This is a genomic window from Dactylosporangium sp. McL0621 (assembly GCF_049995355.1).
GTDB lineage: Bacteria > Actinomycetota > Actinomycetes > Mycobacteriales > Micromonosporaceae > Dactylosporangium.
The window spans coordinates 9,328,495-9,343,728 of record NZ_CP188259.1 but is presented as its reverse complement, the minus strand read 5'-3'; the positions used below and the strand labels follow the sequence as shown (position 1 = coordinate 9,343,728).

Sequence of the window (15,234 nt, the reverse complement as noted above, 5' to 3'; positions counted from 1 at the left end):
TGCCGGGCTGGGTGCTGGTGGTCTCGGTGCTGCTGTCGGCCGGGTGCACGCCGGGCCGTACCGCCTCGCCGGGCGGGCCGCGTCTCGCGCTGGTCGCCGCCTCGGCCGCCGTGACCCTGCAGCGCCAGGGCGCGTCCGGCGTCGACCTCGACCTTGACGTGCACCTGGTGGCCGATGGTGCGCCGCTGGTGATCCGCGCGGCCCGCCGCTCCTACGCCGAGCCGGTTGCCGCCTTCCGCCGGGACGGCGGCCGGGACCGGGCGCTGCCGGACGGGCTGGTGAGGAACTTCGCCGGGCTGCCCGGGTTCGTGCGGGTGACGATCGCCGACGGCGGCGGCGCCACCGTGCGCACGCTCGAGCCGACGTTCTGCCCGGGCCACCGCCCCGTGCGGCGGCGGCCGTCGGCGCCCGGCTCGTCGCCGTACCCGGTGCGGTGCTCCACCAACCCGTTCGCGCTCGGCGCGGTGTGGGGCATTCAGGCCGGCTGGTCGGCCTCCGTCCACGACCCGGTGGGCGCGCCGGTCGACCTGCCGCCGGGCGCGTACCGGGCCCGGATCGAGATCGCGCAGCGCTACCGCGACCTCTTCGGCATCCCGGCCGACAAGGCGAGCGCCGGTGTCGCGCTCACCGTCGCCGACGGGCCGGCAGCGGCGCCGGCCGACGGATCCGGGCCGGCCGCAGTGTCCCCGCTGCGGGCGAACCCGGCGCGGCCCTCCGGCCCGGCCGTGGTCCCCGCCGCGGACCGGCCCGACCTGCGTGCGCTGCCGGCCGGGGGCATGAGCGTCACGCACGACGCCGGCGGCGACCACCTGACGTTCTTCGCCACCGTGTGGAACGCCGGGCCGGCTCCGCTGGTCATCGACGGATTCCGGTGGGAGGAGGCCGGTGCCATGGACGCGTACCAGTTCTTCCTGGACGACCGCGGGCACACCACCGGATGGGCCCCGGCCGGGGTCCTGCAGTGGGATGAGCGCGACGGCCACCGGCACTGGCACCTCGCGGACTTCGCGGCCTATCGGCTGCTCGACGTGCAGTACCGTCCCGTCGCCGACAGCGGCAAGACCGGCTTCTGCCTGTCCTCGACCGACCCGATCGACCTGACCGTGCCGGGCGCGAACTGGCAGCCGGCCAGCACCGACCTGCGGGTCGGTTGTGGCGGGCGTACGGTCGCGTCGCTGCGGGAGGTCCTCGACGCGGGCTCGGGCGACACCTACCGTCAGGACCTGCCCGGCCAGTCCTTCGACATCACCGCCGTGCCCAACGGCGACTACTGGGTCGAAGTGGCCGCCAACCCGGCGCACCGCCTGGTCGAGACGGACCTGAGCAACAACGTGTCCCGGCGCCCGGTCGTCCTCGGCGGCAAACCGGGCGCCCGGACGGTGCTCGTGCCGCCCTACGAACTCGTGGACTCCTGACGGCGGCGTCTCGCCCAGCCGCTTCTGCGTCGTCGGCGTCCTGCCGCTCACGTCCGGCCGTTCGTTCAGTGGGTGTCGCCTTCTGCCGGCGTCCTCGGCAACCGGAAGGCGGCGGCGACACCCGCCATCGCAACCAGGGTCATGAGCGCGAAGAAGACGCTGAACGAGACGGTCGGCGATGCCCGCCAGCCGGCGAGGAGCGCGCCGGTCACCGCGACACCGGTGACGGCCGCGACCTGCCGGATCGTGTTGAACATGCCGGACGCCGCGCCCGCGGCGGTCGCGTCCACCGATGCCATGGCGGCGACCGACAACGGCGACCAGGCCACCGCATTCGCGATCCCCAGCGCGGCGGCTCCCGGCACGATCCACCACGGGTTGACGCCCAGCACGACCACGACCTCGATGAGCAGCAGGCTCGCGGTGAGCAGCGCCATCCCCAGGATCGCCGGCCGGCGTGGACCCGCGCGGTCGACCCACCGGCCGGCCGCCGGCGACAGCAGCGCCGCGATCACAGCGTCCGGCGTCATCACCAGCGCGGCCGCCAGCGGTCCCAGGCCCCGCACCTCCTGCAGGTACAGCATCGTCGGCAGTGCCATCGCGATGACCACCGTCCCCAGCGAGGCCACCGCGACGCTGGCCGCGCGGAATCCGGCCGATCGGAAGACCGTCGGCGGGGCCAGCGCCAGCGGCCCGATCCGCTGCTCCCGGACCACGAACCCGGCCAGCAGCACCGCAGCCAGCACGCAGGCGGCAACGATGACTGGCGCTGGAAGATCCCGCCATGCCAGCAGCGCCCAGACGAGCAGACCGAGACCCGCGGTGCTGAGCAGCGCCCCGGGCATGTCGAGGCTCGTGGCGTGACCCCGGCGGCCGGGAATCCAGCGCAACCCCGACAGCAACGCGGCACAGCACAGCGGGACGTTGACCAGGAAGACCCATCGCCAGTCGAGGGCCGCGGTCAGCAGGCCCCCGAGCAGCGGACCCAGCAGCGCCCCGGCCGATGCGACGGTGCCCCACAGGCCGAGGGCACGCCCGCGTTCGTCGGCGCCGAACAGCCGGCGGATCAGCGTGAGCGGCTGGGGCGCCATCGCGGCCGCCGCCAGCCCCTGGACGACACGGAACAGCACCAGCCAGCCGACCGACGGCGCCAGGCCGCACAGCGCCGAAGCCACCGCGAAACCCGTCATCCCGGCCAGGAACACACGCTTCGGGTCGTAGCGATCGCCCAGCCGCCCGGCGACGAGCAGCGGCACCGAGAACGCCAGCAGGTACCCGGCCGTCACCCAGAACAACCCTGAAGTACCGGCCTGCAGGTCTTCCTGAATGCGCGGGCTCGCGACCGCCACGATCGTCGTATCGAGCAGAATGACGAAAAACCCCGCCAGCAACGCGGCCAGGGCCGCCCACCTGTTCGTCACCGGCTCCCCGGTTGCACGGAGGCCGACTCCAGCGTCACTCACCCAGCAGTTCCTTCCGCCTTCGACCGTCCGCACTGCCGCCCCATCTGACCACGGGCGTCGCCGAGTTTTCTGTACGGTCGTCCAATGCGTGCGGTGACAAACGATCCGGATCAATCCGCGGCGCCGAACACGCCCGCGTTGTGGACCGCAAGCTTCCGGCTGTTCTTCGCCGCGCGGCTCGTCTCGTTGCTCGGCGATGCCATGCTCGTCGTCGCGATACCGGTTGTCGTTCTGCAGAGCGGATACGGCGTCAGCGTCGTCGGCTACGTGTTCGGCGGCTGGATGGCCGCGGTGGCCGTCTGCACGGTCTTCGGCGGCGCCCTGTCCGACCGGCTCGGCCCGCGAACGACAATGGTCGGCGCGGACGTGGCCCGCTTCGTCGTGCAGGCGGTCATGGCGGTACCGGTCATCGGGGGCACCGTCCCACTGTGGTCCCTCGTCCTCCTGCAGGTGCTCGGCGGGGCGGCGTCGGCGCTGTTCGCGCCCGGCTCGGGCAGCATCGTGCCGCGACTGACCACGCGCCTGCGGGAGGCGAACGCCTCCGTGAAGGTGGCGGAGGCACTCACGGCCGTCATCGGGCCCGGGATCGCCGGCGTGCTCATCTCGATGATCGGCGGTGGCTCCGTCATGTGGGTGACCGCCCTGCAGACCCACGTACCGCAGTCGGTGCAGGGCCGCGTGTTCGCGTACGACATCGCGGGGTCGCTGATCGTGCTGTCCGCGGGCCGTATCTTGGCCGGTCCGGCGGCGTGGTGGCTCGGCGACCGGGGGTTGATGGCGCTGGGGGGAGTGGTCGCCGTAGCGTGTTGCGCCGTGCTGCTGGCCATCCCGGCGGTGCGCCGGTTGCCGGCGATCAGCGCCACGACGCCGGCTACAGACGCTTGAGCGGCAGTGCGCGGTTCCGATCCGCCAGGTGCGTCGGCGGCCGGCCTGCCTGCCGGTTGCGCCGGGTCCAGACGAAGACGCCGAGCGCGGCCCGGCCCGGCGGTCGCTCACCGCCGGGCCGGGCTCACGTCAGCAGGGCGTGCTGCGAGGATTCGTCGGCGTGGCCGCGTCCTCGATGCTGACCTTGGCCGCGGCCGCGCCCTTCACCGGGACGTGTGCGGTCACCGCGATCGCCCAGTCCACCGTCACCTCCCGGTACTTGCCGGTCGGGAAGCCGGGGAAGCCGAACTGCACGGAGACCTGGGTGTTGCCCACCAGGCACGCCCGGCTCGCCGGGGCCGGCGAGTTGTAGAGCGTCTGGGCGGCGCCGGCGTTGAAGTGCGCCAGCACGGTGCCGTCCTCGAGCAGGACCGGCTGCATGGTCAGGCCGCCGGCCGGCTTCCAGGTGAGCGCGTTGTAGAACACGCCGTTCACGCCGACGAAGCCCGGAATCCCCGCCAGGAACGAACCGCCGCCGGTGGACACCGTCAGCACGTCGTCGGTGCCGAGGGCCTTGCTGTCGGTCACCCGCTGGCCCCAGGCGACGTACCGGGCCGGCAGGGTCGTCGGGTCGGCGACCAGTTCGGGCGGCGGGGGGAGGGTGCCGTCCTCATTGATCTTGGGCTTGGGGACGTTGGCGGCGACCTTCGACTCGATCAGCTCCGACATCATCCAGGGCTGGTCGGCCGAGGTGCGGGTGAACCGGGCGTAGATGTAGACGGTGGTGCCGTCGGCGAGCTTCAGCTGCGCGGTGGCGAGGAAGTACGCCGGGTACTTGGTCTGCCCGGGCGGTACGCCGATCTCGACCTGGCTGAGCTCGCCGCTCGCCGCGCCCGGGATGCCGAGCAGGGTCAACAGCGCCGGGCGCGCATCGGTGACGATGTGCGTGTCGGTGCCGCCGCGGGCCTCGCCCCAGGTGGAGGCGAGGATGACCCGGGCCGACTCCTGCGTGATCACCTCCTGCGACGCGGCGGCGGGCGTCGACGGCGTCACCGCGAGGACGATGCCGACCAGGACGGCGGTGGCCGCGCCGACCAGCGGCAGGGCCCCGCCGGCCGAGCCGCTCGACACCGAGGTGACGGTCGTCGTCGTGGTCGCGACGGTGGTCCCGGTGCTCGCCGCGGTGAGGCCGGCGGCGCCGGTGGCCACCGGTGCTGTCGCGACGCCCACCTCGGCGACGCCGAGCGCGGTGATCCCGGTGCCCGCGGTGGCGGCGCCCGCGCCGAGCGCGCCGGCCGCCGCGATCGCCCCGCCGGGGGCCAGGATCGCGCCGGTGGCCGCGCCGAGCGTCATCCAGTCCGTCCCGTAGGCGGCGGAGGCCGTCTCGCCCAGCTCGGCCAGGAACTCCTCGGCGCTCTGCGGGCGCCCTGCCGGGTCGAGCGACAGGGCCCGCTCGATCAGGGTCGCCAGCTGCGGGTGCAGCCCGTCCGGGGCGGCGGGCGGCGCGTCCGGGGCGACCACCGGCACCTGCCGGTCAGCAGCTCGACCAGAACGGCGCCGAGGGTGAACAGGTCCGAGCGGGCGTCGAGCGGCTCGCCACGGCGCTGCTCGGGGCTGAGGTAATCCGCCGCCCCCTCGGCCGCCAGCACCGTCTCGGCGCCGGGGCGGGCGTTGCCGAAGCTCGCCAGGACCGAGCGCCCGGACCGGTCGAGGTAGATGTTGTCGGGCCGCACGTCGCGGTGGACCAGCTCGAGGCGGTGCAGGGCGATCAGCCCGGCCGCCGCCCCGGCAACCACGGTGAGGGCCTGCTCCGGGGTGAGCCGGGGGCCCGTGTCGAGCACCTGGCGCAGCGGGGCGCCGTCGATGTCCTCCGTGACCACGACGGGCGGCACGGCAGCCCCGTGCAGCCGCAGGCAGTTGTCGTCGTCGAGGATGAGGCGCATGACCTCGGCGTCGCGGGCCAGCGCCGCCAGCACGGCCGGATCGCCGGCGAACTGCGGCCGGGGCGCCTTCAGCAGTACCCGTGTGACGCCGTCCGGCTCGAGCGCCCGGTAGACGGCGACGGTCTCGCTCTGCGTGAAGAGCGACTCGGCGGTACGCCCGCCGAGGTCCACGTGCGTCGGCGGGGTGAACGCCTCCGGTCCGGCGGCGGCCGGCCGCGGCCGGCGGCGGGTGAGCGGCAGCAGCAGCGCCAGCACCACGCCGACGAGGGGCCCGAGCCAGATGAGCCCGCTCGACGGGCTCAGCACGCCGGACTCGTGCAGCACCAGCCCCTCGCCGGCGCCGGCCAGCAGGCCCAGCGGCGCGGCCAGCAGCGCGCGCCGGGCCCAGCCGCCGACGGGGCGCCGGGCGATCAGCACGGTGAAGAAGCCGCCGGCCAGCGCCAGCAGCAGCCCGGCCACGCTGGCGACGGTGGTGAACGCGCTCCGGTCGCTGGTCAGGACCAGCGTGGTGTGGCAGCCGGGGCCGGTCACGGTGAGCTCGACGGTGCGGGTGAAGCTGCCGAACAGCGGCGGCTGGGACTGGTTGACGTACCGGCCCTTGGCCGCGCCCGGGGCGGCGGGCAGGCCGAGCCGCAGCCCGAACGCGGCGACCGTCGCCGTGGCCGGGGCCGACCCGGTCGTCGAGTCGACGACCAGGACCGGCCGGCCGCCCGGCACCGGCCAGCCGGCCTGTCCGTCCAGCCGGGTGCCGGCCAGCTCGTGGGCCGGCTGGGTGGGCAGCTGCTTGCGCAGCCGATCGGCGTCGGCCGCGGAGCCGGCCACGACGCCGGTGATGGCGCAGCCCGCCGCCGGCTGGGCGGGGGCGGCGGTGGCCGGCTCGGGCGGCGCGGCGAGCAGCGCCGCACCGGTGAGGATGGCGGACAAAGCGACGGCGAACAGCCCGGCCGTCGCGGCAGGCCTGGCTCGCTGGAGGAGACGCATCGGGGTCGAACCTTTCTTCCGGCTAACGCTGACGCAGCCGGCATCCGGAGCGCTTCGAGCCGTACCCGAAGCGGCGCATCGACGACGGCACGCTGCTGCTCGGCGAGCGTGAGGTCGGCGTCGTCGAGCTGTTCGCCGCCGTGCTGTCGAGGGTCGCCGCCGAGGCCGAGCGCGTCGCCGGGGGGACACCCGAACGGGGACCGTGACGTGCCCGGTGAGCTGGGGCCGGATCCGGCGGGAGCTCCTCGTCCGGGCGGCGGTCGAGGCGGGCCTGCCGCGCCCCGCCGTGGTCGACGAGCCGGTCGCGGCGCCGGCGTACTTCGTCACGGTGCTGGGCGCCGCGCTGCCCGTCGGCGCCCATCTCGTCGTGTACGACCTGGGCGCCGGCACGTTCGACGCGACGGTGGTCGCCCGCACCGCCGCCGGGTTCGCGGTGCTGGCCAGCACCGGCCTGGCCGACCGCGGCGGGCTCGACATCGACGCCGCCGTCGTGGAGCACCTGCGCGGTGTGTACGCCGACCAGGCCGGCGCCTGGCAGCAGCTGGCCGAGCCCGCCCACCGCGACGCCTGGCTGGACCTGTCGGAGCACGTGCGGGACGGCAAGGAGATGCTCTCCCGCAGCGCGTCGACGTTCGTGCGGCTGCCGCTGCTCGACGTGGACGCGCCGCTCGGCCGCGAGGAGCTCGACGGCCTGGCCGGCCCGGTGCTCGACGAGACCGTCGCCGCGGTGGCCACGGCGCTGCGCGACCTGCCCGGCCCACCCGCGGCGGTCTTCCTGGTCGGCGGGGCGAGCCGAATGCCGCTGGTCTCCACGGTCGTGCACCGCAGCACCGGCGTCGCCCCGGTCGTCATCGAGCAGCCGGAGCTGATCGTCGCCGAGGGCGCCCTGCACGCCGCCGACGAGCCGGCCCCGGCGGTGAGCCCGGCGGCGACGGGAAGTCCTGTCCCGGTGAGCCGGGCGGCGACACCGGCAACCGTGCCGGCGCCCCGGCCGCCGCGCACCCGTCGGGCGAAGCCCAGGGACTATCTGCGGCCGGTCCTGGTCCTACTGGCGATGGTGCTCGTGGTCGTCGTCATCCCGCTGATCGCCACCGCCTCCGGCGCCGAGGCGCTGGGCACCGGACTGCGCGCGCCCCTCGGGCCGGTCGGCTTCCTGGCCGGGCTCGCGTTCGTGGCGTTGCTGGCGGCCGGCGGCGCCGCGCTCGGCCCGGGGGCGGGCCCGTTCGCCCTGCCCGTCCGGGCCGCGCCGCCGCCGGCGGGGCGGCTGCTCGGCCTGGCCGCCGCCGCGAGCGCCGCGCTGCTCGCGGTCCTCACCGGCGCCGCCGTGGTCAACAGCGGGGCGGCCGGCGAGGCCGGGCACGGTGCCTTCCGCCATGTCCTGACCGGCGTCGACCGGTGGCTGCCGCTGGTCGCGGTCGCGGCCGGCCTCGCCGTCGTAGTCGCGGGCCTGCGCGGGCTCGCCACCCGGCGCCCCGTCGACGTGCTCGGATCGGGCGGCCCGGACGGGTACGCGACGGCGGTCGCCGCGGGCACCATCCTCGGCTGCGCCGCACTGACCCACTGGTACGCCCGGCCCGGCAGCGACCCGCCGGCCGGGCCGTCGGGCATCGAAGTCGAGGTGGCCCGCCCGGCCGACGACCCGATGCTGTACCTGGCCCACCGGGTCCTCGGAGCCGGCGGCTGGACGGCCGCGACGCTGTGGCTGGCGGTCGCGCTGGGCGTGGCGGTGCTGCTGACCGGCCTGGTGTTCGCCGGCGCGGGACTACGGGAGGCGGTGGCGATGTGCCCGCCGCGCGGGCGGCAGTACCTCTCCGGCGCGGCGTACGGCCTGTGCCTGACCGCCGGCGGGTACCTCGCCTACCACGCGGTTGCCGAGGTCCGGTACTGGGCGGGCTGGCGGGTCGCCGACGGGCGCTGGACGGCACCGCCGCCGCCCGCCGACATCGCCGTGGCGGTCGGCGACGGCGTCTGGCGGTTCGGCTGGTGGCCCGCGGTCGGGCTGATCGCGGTCGCGGCGGTGGCCGGGTTCGCCCGGTCGGCGGCCGGGCCGCGGCTGCGCCCGATCGGCCGGGCGCGCGGCGCCCGGAAGCGCTGACCGGAGACGCCGACCGGAAACGCCGGAGCGGGTTGGGTGGCCGCGTCGCCGGTCGGGGCTTCAGTCGAGGCCGAGGACGAGCTGAGGGACGGCGATGGTGTGCTCGTCGCGCAGCGGTCGCACGGCGGTGCCGATGGCGAAGAACTCGGTGGTGTGTGAGCCCCACGAGTGGTTGCGCTGGTTCAGGTCGACGCCGACGATGCCCTCTGCGTCGAGCTGCTCGGCCTCGTGCTGCATGCGGGCCATCGCCAGCTCGCGGGCCTCGTACAGCGCCTGCGTGTACTGCGGGAGCTCGGCGTTGCGCCCGACGGTTGCGAGCATGTTGGCGAAGGTGCGGTGCGCGACGTGGTAGACGCAGACGCCCATCACCATGCCGAGCGGGGCGTAGCCGGCCTGCAGCAGGGTCCAGAAGTCCTGCCCGGACAGCGCCGAGGTGAATGGGCGGCCGGTCTTGGGCTTCCAGTGCTTGCCGTGGTCGGCCTTCACGGCGGTGCCGACGGCGAGGAACTCGGCGGTGTCGCTGCCCCACTCCTTGAAGTCGACCTCCAGCCGCACCGCCACGATGCCGTCGGCGCCCAGCACCGCCGCCTCGGCCTGCATCCGGGTCATGGCCAGCTCGCGGGCGTGGTACATGGCCTGGCTCAACACGTCGAGCTCGGCGTTTTGCGCCCAGCGGCTGAACTGGAAGCCGCAGTGGTACACCGACGTGCCCAGCACCAGCCCGAGCGGCGTGAAGCCGGCCTGCTTCACGAGCAGGAACTCGTTGACGGTGAGGTCGGAGGTGAAGATCCGCCCGGACCGGTCGGGCTTGAGCTCGGCGAGCCGGTCGATCGCGTCCTGCGGAACGCCCACCTCGGCCGGGTCCAGGGTCATGGCTCGTTCCTCCAGTTCGTGGCGGGGCGTCGGCCGCGGTCCAGCCGCATGATCGACAGGGGGCGACCGGCCGGGGCGCCGATCGGGCGGTGTAGCTGGACGATCGCGGTGCCCGTCATGTCGGCCCGGGCGATGCGGTCCTCCGCCTCGATCTCCACGCCGTCGCGGTCCACGGCGCCGCGGCCCGTCTCGCAGGGCTGCTCGCAGACCTTGAGGCCGGTGTCGCCGAGGAGCACCGAGCGCGCGCCGGCCCGCGCCGCCCCGGCGGCCAGGGCGGCCCGCGCCGCGGCCCGGGCCGCCTTGACGAGCAGGGTCGAGGTGCTCAGCTCGACGTTGTCCATCGAGGAGCGCTGCAGACTGCCCGAGGTGTCGTGCACGGCCCGCACGGCGACGCCGAAGATCAGCGCTACGGGCATCCACCCGGCCCGCAACAGCTTCGCCAGCCCGGCCGCATCCACGCCGGCCGTGAACGGCCGCGCCCCCCGCCGCGGCGGCGAGCCGCCGGCGCGGACCGCGGTGCCTGCGATGACGTACTCCAGGCTGTCCTGCAGGAACGGGCGGACCGCCAGGGTGGCGCCGACGACGCCGTGGCCACCGGCGGCGACGCACGCGCGCCGCATCCGTTCCAGCGCCAGCTCGCGGACGTCGCGCTCGTACTGCTCGGCCACCTCGTCCACGACCGGGTTGCGCCGGGGGCCGTTCCAGCACATGTCGTAGCCCAGCGGCGGGCTGAACACGGCGGCGCCGGTCACCGGGGCGAGGGGCTCGAAGCCGACGGTGCGCAAGGCGGCGAAGCCCCCTACGTCCGCGCCGTCACCCGTGCGTGTCACCGGCCCATTGGAGCAGATTCCGGCGCGAACCACCCGTCCGGCATGTTCGCCGTCCCGAGGGAGCCGGTAGCGCCCCGCTGCTGCACCGGGCCGTGCCGGACCGCGCCGGGCCGTGACGGGCTGGCCGTGGCCGGGCTGGTTTCGCCGGTCAGTCGAGCTTGAGCAGCAGGTCGGTCAGCTCGGCCGGCATGGTGATCATGCAGTCGTGGCCGGTCGGCAGTTCCCACACCCGCTGGCCCGCGGGGACCGGACGGCGGGTGATCCCCTCCGGCTGGTGCGCGACGCAGTGGATGTGCGTGCGCGGGATCGCGCCGGCCGCCGGGTTGTCGAGCCGGACCGGTTGCTGCAGGCAGCGCACGGATTCGTCGGTGAGCAGGCCGCGCAGCCAGGCGACGTCCGCCGGGTCGGTCACGCCGAACAGCCCCAGCGGCGGTGCCTGTTCCGGCAGCGGCGGGATGCGCCAGGCCGGGCCGGACGCCGCGGCCTGGTCGATCAGGAACTGGGTCACGGGCATGACGTCGACGGCGCTCTCGCCGTCCCGTGGGACCATCGCGTCGAGGTAGACCAGGTGTGCGATCCGGTCCGGGACCCGGTTGGCCGCGCCGGAGATGACGAGCCCGGCGTAGCTGTGCCCGACGAGGACGACGTCGGTGAGGTCCTCCTGGAGGATCAGGCCGACGATGTCGTCGACGTGCGTGTCCAGCCCGACCTCGGGGCCGAGCAGGTGTGCCTTGTCGCCGTGCCCGGTCAGCGACGGCGTGAACACCCGGTGGCCGGCCGTGGCCAGCCGCGGGACGACCCGCTCCCAGCAGCGGCCGTCGTGCCAGGCGCCGTGGACCAGAAGGTATGTCGGTGTGGTCATGAGATGCGGTTCCCATCTGTGCCTCGGTACTCTTTTGTGACCGTGACAATGCTGGTGTGACCACCACGCCTTGCGCAATCAGGCACATTTCGGTGCCCCGGTTCTCTGGAGGTAACCACTGATGAGCACCACGGACGAGCCGGCCGTGTCGGCCGGGGGGTGCCGGCCCCGGGAGGTCCTCGACATCGTCGGGGACAAGTGGTCGCTGCTGGTCGTGCGGCACCTCCGGGACGGCCCGCGCCGCTTCACCGAGCTCAAGCGGGGCATCGACGGCATCAGCCAGCGCATGCTCACCGTCACGCTGCGCAGCCTGGAACGCGACGGCATCCTGACCCGGACCGTGCACAACGTCATGCCGCCCAACGTCAGCTACGAACTCACCCCGATGGGGGCGACCCTGCGCGAGGCCACCGCCCACCTGCTGCGGTGGAGCAGCGAGCACCTGGCCCTGATCGACGCCGCGCGCGCCGAGTACGACGCCCGCACCGCTCAGCCGGGGCAGCTGTCGTGACGGACGGACCGCGGCGCCGGTCCGGGCGCCGCAGTCCACGGCCGCGTCAGAGGCTGGACCACGCGGTTGCCGAGGTCCGGTACTGGGCGGGCTGGCGGGTCGCCGACGGGCGCTGGACGGCGCCGCCGCCCCCGCCGACATCGCCGTGGCGGTCGGCGACGGCGTCTGGCGGTTCGGTTGGCGGCCGGCGGTCGGGCTGATCGCGGTCGCGGCGGTGGCCGGGTTCGCCCGGTCGGCGGCCGGGCCGCGGCTGCGCCCGATCGGCCGGGCGCGCGGCGCCCGGAAGCGCTGACCGGAAGCGCTGACCGGAAGCGCTGACCGGAAGCGCTGACCGGAAGCGCTGACCGGAAGCGCTGACCGGAGACGCTGACCGGAACGCCGGAGCGGGTTGGGTGGCCGCGTCGCCGGTCGTTGCTTCAGTCGAGGCCGAGGACCAGCTGAGGGACGGCGATGGTGTGCTCGTCGCGCAGCGGTCGCACGGCGGCGCCGATGGCGAAGAATTCCACGGAAGCCATCGCCTCCTGCTGCGCCATCGCCTCCTGCTGCGCCATCGCCGGTCTGCGGCTCGCCGATGCGTGGCCGTTCACCGGGGCGCCGGACGTCTGGGTCCGCGTACCGCCGCGCGACTACTGGGCACCGAACGGCTGACCAGCGGGTTTCTCGCTTCGCCGCTGCTCGCGGCGTCGTCACTCTTTTGTCACTGATCTTGCATCGGTGCCGGCCTACGGTCGGTCGACGTCGATGTTGGAGGTGGGAGAAAAGATGACTGAGTCTGAGCGTACCGAGGACGGCCTGACGGTTGTCCTGGTACACGGCGCGTTCGCGGATGCGTCGAGTTGGTCGGCCGTCGTCGCGCAGTTGCAGGCGGCGGGCCTGGACGTGCGGGCGGTGGCGAACCCGCTGCGGGGGCCGGCCGCGGACGCCCGTTATGTGGCGGACCTGGCCGCTGAGTTGCCGGGCCGGGTGCTGCTGGTGGGGCACAGCTACGGCGGCGTGGTGATCTCCAGCGCCGCGGGTGAGCTCGCGAATGCGGCCGGCCTGGTGTTCGTCACCGCGTTCGCCCCGGAGCAGGGCGAAAGCCTCACCGGGATCGTCGAGCAGTTCCCGGACACGCTCATGGGGCCGGCGCTGCGGCAGACCGTGGTGCGGGCCGAGCACGGTGACAAGGTGGTCGAGCTGAGCATCGACCGGTCGCAGTTCCCGGCGGTGTTCGCCGCCGACGTGCCCGCGCCGGCCGCCGCGGTCATGGCGGCCAGCCAGCGGCCGATCGCGCTGGCCGGTTTCACCGAGGCGGCCGGGGAGCCGGCGTGGCGGGTGCTGCCGTCCTGGTACCTGGTGGCCGCCGACGACCAGGCCATCCACGTGGATGCGCAGCGGTTCATGGCGCAGCGCGCCGGATCGCACATCGCCGAGACGGCCGGTTCCCACGCCGTGATGGTGTCCCAGCCCATCGCCGTCGCAGACGTGATCCTCACGGCCGCGCGCACGCTGCGTTGAAGGGAATGACCATGAACACCGCCCGTACTTCCCGCCGGACCGTCGAACCCGAACGTCAAGGCGCTGGTGTACATCGCCGCGTTCGCGCCCGACGAGGGCGAGTCCGCTTTCGCGCTCAGCGCCGGGGGCGCGCTCGACGACGCCGTCGCAGGCGTCCCGGTCCCGATCCAGGCCGGCGGGACCGACGTGGAGCTCTCGATCCGGCCGGAGGAGTTCCGGCGGGTGTTCATCAGCGAGGTCGGATCGGCCACGGCGCTGGCGATGGCGGCAACGCAGCGCCCGATCACGCTGACCGCGCTCGGCTCCCCGTCCGGCCCGCCCGCATGACGGTCCATCCCGTCGTGGTACGCGGTGTCCGGTGCGGACCAGGCGATCCCGCCGGCCTCGCAGCGGACGATGGCCGGCCGGGCCGGCTCGCGCACCGTCGAGATCGCCGGCGCCTCGCACGCGTACTTCGTCACGCACCCGAATGTCGTCGTCGACCTCGTCCGGGCCGCGTCCCGCGCGACGACCAGTTGAATCAAGGAGCGCCCATCATGACCGATTCGCCGTTCCCACCTCCCGGCGTGGGGGAACCGTTCTGGTTTCTCGGCGGCCAGGCCCGCATCGTCGTGCCTGGCGCCGCCACCAACCGGGCGGTGAGCGTACTCGAGTTCGACGACCCGAAGGGTCAGGCTCCACCGTTGCACGTGCACGACGCGGAGGACGAGGTGTGGGTCGTGCTCGACGGCGAGATCAGCTTCTTCGTCGGCGACGCCCGCTACGACCTGCAGGGCGGACAGGTCGCGTACGGCCCGCGCGGCGTGCCGCACAGCTACCTGGTCCGCTCGCCGCGGTCCCGGATGGCGGTCGTGTACGCCCCGGCGGGCATCGACGAGTGGTTCCGCGCGAACGGCACGCCCGTCGCGCACGTGGACGACGCACCGGCGTCGTTCGACATCGGCGCGATCATCGCGTCCGCCGAAGCGTTCAGCCTGCGGGTCGTCGGCCCGCCACCCCAGCAGACCTGAGGAGTCCAGCATGAGTACCCCGACACCGGTCATCTTCATCCACGGGCTGTGGCTGCACGCCGCCTCCTGGGCGCCGTGGATCGACCTGTTCCGCAATGCGGGCTACGAACCGAGCGCGCCGGGCTGGCCCGGCGACGCGGACACGGTCGAGGCGACCCGCGCCAACCCGGACGGCGTCGCCGACCACGGCATCGACGACGTCGTCGAGCACTACGCGAGGATCATCGACGGGCTCGACACCAGGCCGATCCTGATTGGGCACTCCTTCGGCGGCATGATCGCCCAGAAGCTGCTCGGCCGGGACCAGGCGGCGGCCGCGATCGCGATCGACGCGGCGCAGATCAAGGGCGTGCTGCCGTTGCCGCTGTCGGCGTTGCGGGCCACGCTGCCGGTGTTCAAGAACCCGGGCAACCGGCACCGGGCCGTCTCGCTGACCGCGGAGCAGTTCCGGTTCGCGTTCGGCAACGCCGTCTCCGAGGCCGAGTCCGACGAGCTGTACGAGCGGTGGACGATCCCGGCACCGGGCAGGCCACTGTTCGAGGCGGCCGGCGCCAACTTCGACCCGCACTCACCGGCCAAGGTGGATACGGCCAACGAGTCCCGCGGCCCGCTGCTGCTGATCATGGGCGGCAAGGACCACACCGTGCCGGAAGCGGTCACCCGCGCCACCCTCAAGCAGTACCGGCACTCCAGCGCGGTCACCGACATCCTCGAGTTCCCGGACCGGGCGCACTCGCTGACCATCGACAGCGGCTGGCGCGACGTCGCCGACGCCAGCCTGGCCTGGCTGAAGGAGCACGGGGTATGAGGGCCCGCTCGGTGAAGCCCCGCCACCTCGGGATGCTGGCCGCGACCGCGGTGCTCTCGCTCCTCGCACACCCGGCCGAGCT

17 protein-coding genes are annotated in these 15,234 nt (G+C 74.3%); 10 read left to right on the top strand and 7 right to left on the bottom strand.

Translation table 11 applies throughout. The features are described 5' to 3' along the window. Window positions 1-11: 11 nt before the first annotated feature. Window positions 12-1,415, top strand: a complete 1,404-nt coding sequence (locus ACPPVO_RS44445; protein ID WP_426504566.1) for a lysyl oxidase family protein — start codon at window positions 12-14, stop codon at window positions 1,413-1,415. Window positions 1,416-1,480: 65 nt separating this feature from the next. On the opposite strand, the gene ACPPVO_RS44440 is transcribed toward ACPPVO_RS44445, so the two are convergent. Then, window positions 1,481-2,836 (bottom strand): MFS transporter, encoded by a 1,356-nt coding sequence (locus tag ACPPVO_RS44440; RefSeq protein ID WP_426504565.1) that lies wholly within the window; start codon window positions 2,834-2,836, stop codon window positions 1,481-1,483. Between the two features lie 126 nt (window positions 2,837-2,962). On the opposite strand from ACPPVO_RS44440, the gene ACPPVO_RS44435 reads away from it, so the two are divergent. Next, on the top strand, window positions 2,963-3,763 hold the full coding sequence (locus ACPPVO_RS44435) for an MFS transporter (RefSeq protein WP_426504564.1): 801 nt from the start codon (window positions 2,963-2,965) through the stop codon (window positions 3,761-3,763). Window positions 3,764-3,892: 129 nt separating this feature from the next. On the opposite strand, the gene ACPPVO_RS44430 is transcribed toward ACPPVO_RS44435, so the two are convergent. Both ACPPVO_RS44430 and ACPPVO_RS44425 read right to left on the bottom strand, forming a co-directional pair. Then, a complete protein-coding gene (locus tag ACPPVO_RS44430) occupies window positions 3,893-5,269 on the bottom strand; it encodes a hypothetical protein (RefSeq protein WP_426504563.1) in 1,377 nt (458 codons plus the stop codon). Further along, window positions 5,200-6,666, bottom strand: a complete 1,467-nt coding sequence (locus ACPPVO_RS44425) for a protein kinase domain-containing protein (protein WP_426504562.1) — start codon at window positions 6,664-6,666, stop codon at window positions 5,200-5,202. Before ACPPVO_RS44425 ends, ACPPVO_RS44430 begins: the two co-directional genes overlap by 70 nt. Before the next feature lie 214 nt (window positions 6,667-6,880). On the opposite strand from ACPPVO_RS44425, the gene ACPPVO_RS44420 reads away from it, so the two are divergent. After that, window positions 6,881-8,761, top strand: coding sequence for an Hsp70 family protein (locus ACPPVO_RS44420; protein WP_426504561.1), 1,881 nt, complete (start codon window positions 6,881-6,883; stop codon window positions 8,759-8,761). A 60-nt stretch (window positions 8,762-8,821) separates the two neighbouring features. Here the strand turns inward: ACPPVO_RS44420 and ACPPVO_RS44415 are convergent, their stop codons facing one another. The 3 genes from ACPPVO_RS44415 to ACPPVO_RS44405 form a co-directional block, all read right to left on the bottom strand. After that, window positions 8,822-9,634, bottom strand: a complete 813-nt coding sequence (locus ACPPVO_RS44415) for a heavy metal-binding domain-containing protein (RefSeq protein WP_426504560.1) — start codon at window positions 9,632-9,634, stop codon at window positions 8,822-8,824. Then, entirely contained in the window at window positions 9,631-10,464 is an 834-nt protein-coding gene (locus ACPPVO_RS44410; protein ID WP_426504559.1) for a hypothetical protein, read from the bottom strand. Before ACPPVO_RS44410 ends, ACPPVO_RS44415 begins: the two co-directional genes overlap by 4 nt. A gap of 148 nt (window positions 10,465-10,612) precedes the next feature. Next, complete coding sequence (locus ACPPVO_RS44405; protein ID WP_426504558.1) at window positions 10,613-11,326, bottom strand: alpha/beta fold hydrolase; 714 nt, start codon at window positions 11,324-11,326, stop codon at window positions 10,613-10,615. A 121-nt stretch (window positions 11,327-11,447) separates the two neighbouring features. Here ACPPVO_RS44405 and ACPPVO_RS44400 point away from each other — a divergent pair, with 121 nt between their 5' ends. Both ACPPVO_RS44400 and ACPPVO_RS44395 read left to right on the top strand, forming a co-directional pair. Beyond that, a complete protein-coding gene (locus ACPPVO_RS44400; RefSeq protein WP_426504557.1) occupies window positions 11,448-11,837 on the top strand; it encodes a winged helix-turn-helix transcriptional regulator in 390 nt (129 codons plus the stop codon). Window positions 11,838-11,982: 145 nt separating this feature from the next. Further along, a complete protein-coding gene (locus ACPPVO_RS44395; protein ID WP_426504556.1) occupies window positions 11,983-12,129 on the top strand; it encodes a hypothetical protein in 147 nt (48 codons plus the stop codon). Between the two features lie 124 nt (window positions 12,130-12,253). Here the strand turns inward: ACPPVO_RS44395 and ACPPVO_RS44390 are convergent, their stop codons facing one another. After that, the gene (locus tag ACPPVO_RS44390; RefSeq protein WP_426504555.1) at window positions 12,254-12,388 is read right to left on the bottom strand and encodes a hypothetical protein; all 135 of its coding nucleotides are present in this window, start codon (window positions 12,386-12,388) and stop codon (window positions 12,254-12,256) included. A gap of 211 nt (window positions 12,389-12,599) precedes the next feature. Here ACPPVO_RS44390 and ACPPVO_RS44385 point away from each other — a divergent pair, with 211 nt between their 5' ends. The 5 genes from ACPPVO_RS44385 (at window position 12,600) to ACPPVO_RS44365 (ending at window position 15,152) form a co-directional block, all read left to right on the top strand. After that, entirely contained in the window at window positions 12,600-13,334 is a 735-nt protein-coding gene (locus tag ACPPVO_RS44385; RefSeq protein WP_426504554.1) for an alpha/beta fold hydrolase, read from the top strand. A gap of 66 nt (window positions 13,335-13,400) precedes the next feature. After that, entirely contained in the window at window positions 13,401-13,661 is a 261-nt protein-coding gene (locus tag ACPPVO_RS44380; RefSeq protein ID WP_426504553.1) for a hypothetical protein, read from the top strand. Window positions 13,662-13,685: 24 nt separating this feature from the next. Then, window positions 13,686-13,853 (top strand): alpha/beta fold hydrolase, encoded by a 168-nt coding sequence (locus ACPPVO_RS44375; RefSeq protein WP_426504552.1) that lies wholly within the window; start codon window positions 13,686-13,688, stop codon window positions 13,851-13,853. 17 nt (window positions 13,854-13,870) lie between these two features. Next, complete coding sequence (locus ACPPVO_RS44370) at window positions 13,871-14,344, top strand: cupin domain-containing protein (RefSeq protein ID WP_426504551.1); 474 nt, start codon at window positions 13,871-13,873, stop codon at window positions 14,342-14,344. A 10-nt stretch (window positions 14,345-14,354) separates the two neighbouring features. Next, window positions 14,355-15,152: an alpha/beta hydrolase gene (locus ACPPVO_RS44365; RefSeq protein WP_426504550.1), complete on the top strand. Its 798-nt coding sequence runs from the start codon at window positions 14,355-14,357 to the stop codon at window positions 15,150-15,152. The last annotated feature ends 82 nt before the right edge of the window (window positions 15,153-15,234 follow it).

Coding starts and splice junctions, on each gene's coding strand:
- ACPPVO_RS44435 (WP_426504564.1), top strand. CDS start 2,963: ATGCGTGCGGTGACAAACGATCCGGATCAATCCGCGGCGCCGAACACG.
- ACPPVO_RS44385 (WP_426504554.1), top strand. CDS start 12,600: ATGACTGAGTCTGAGCGTACCGAGGACGGCCTGACGGTTGTCCTGGTA.
- ACPPVO_RS44405 (WP_426504558.1), bottom strand. CDS start 11,326: ATGACCACACCGACATACCTTCTGGTCCACGGCGCCTGGCACGACGGC.
- ACPPVO_RS44400 (WP_426504557.1), top strand. CDS start 11,448: ATGAGCACCACGGACGAGCCGGCCGTGTCGGCCGGGGGGTGCCGGCCC.
- ACPPVO_RS44370 (WP_426504551.1), top strand. CDS start 13,871: ATGACCGATTCGCCGTTCCCACCTCCCGGCGTGGGGGAACCGTTCTGG.
- ACPPVO_RS44415 (WP_426504560.1), bottom strand. CDS start 9,634: ATGACCCTGGACCCGGCCGAGGTGGGCGTTCCGCAGGACGCGATCGAC.
- ACPPVO_RS44425 (WP_426504562.1), bottom strand. CDS start 6,666: ATGCGTCTCCTCCAGCGAGCCAGGCCTGCCGCGACGGCCGGGCTGTTC.
- ACPPVO_RS44365 (WP_426504550.1), top strand. CDS start 14,355: ATGAGTACCCCGACACCGGTCATCTTCATCCACGGGCTGTGGCTGCAC.
- ACPPVO_RS44390 (WP_426504555.1), bottom strand. CDS start 12,388: ATGGCGCAGCAGGAGGCGATGGCGCAGCAGGAGGCGATGGCTTCCGTG.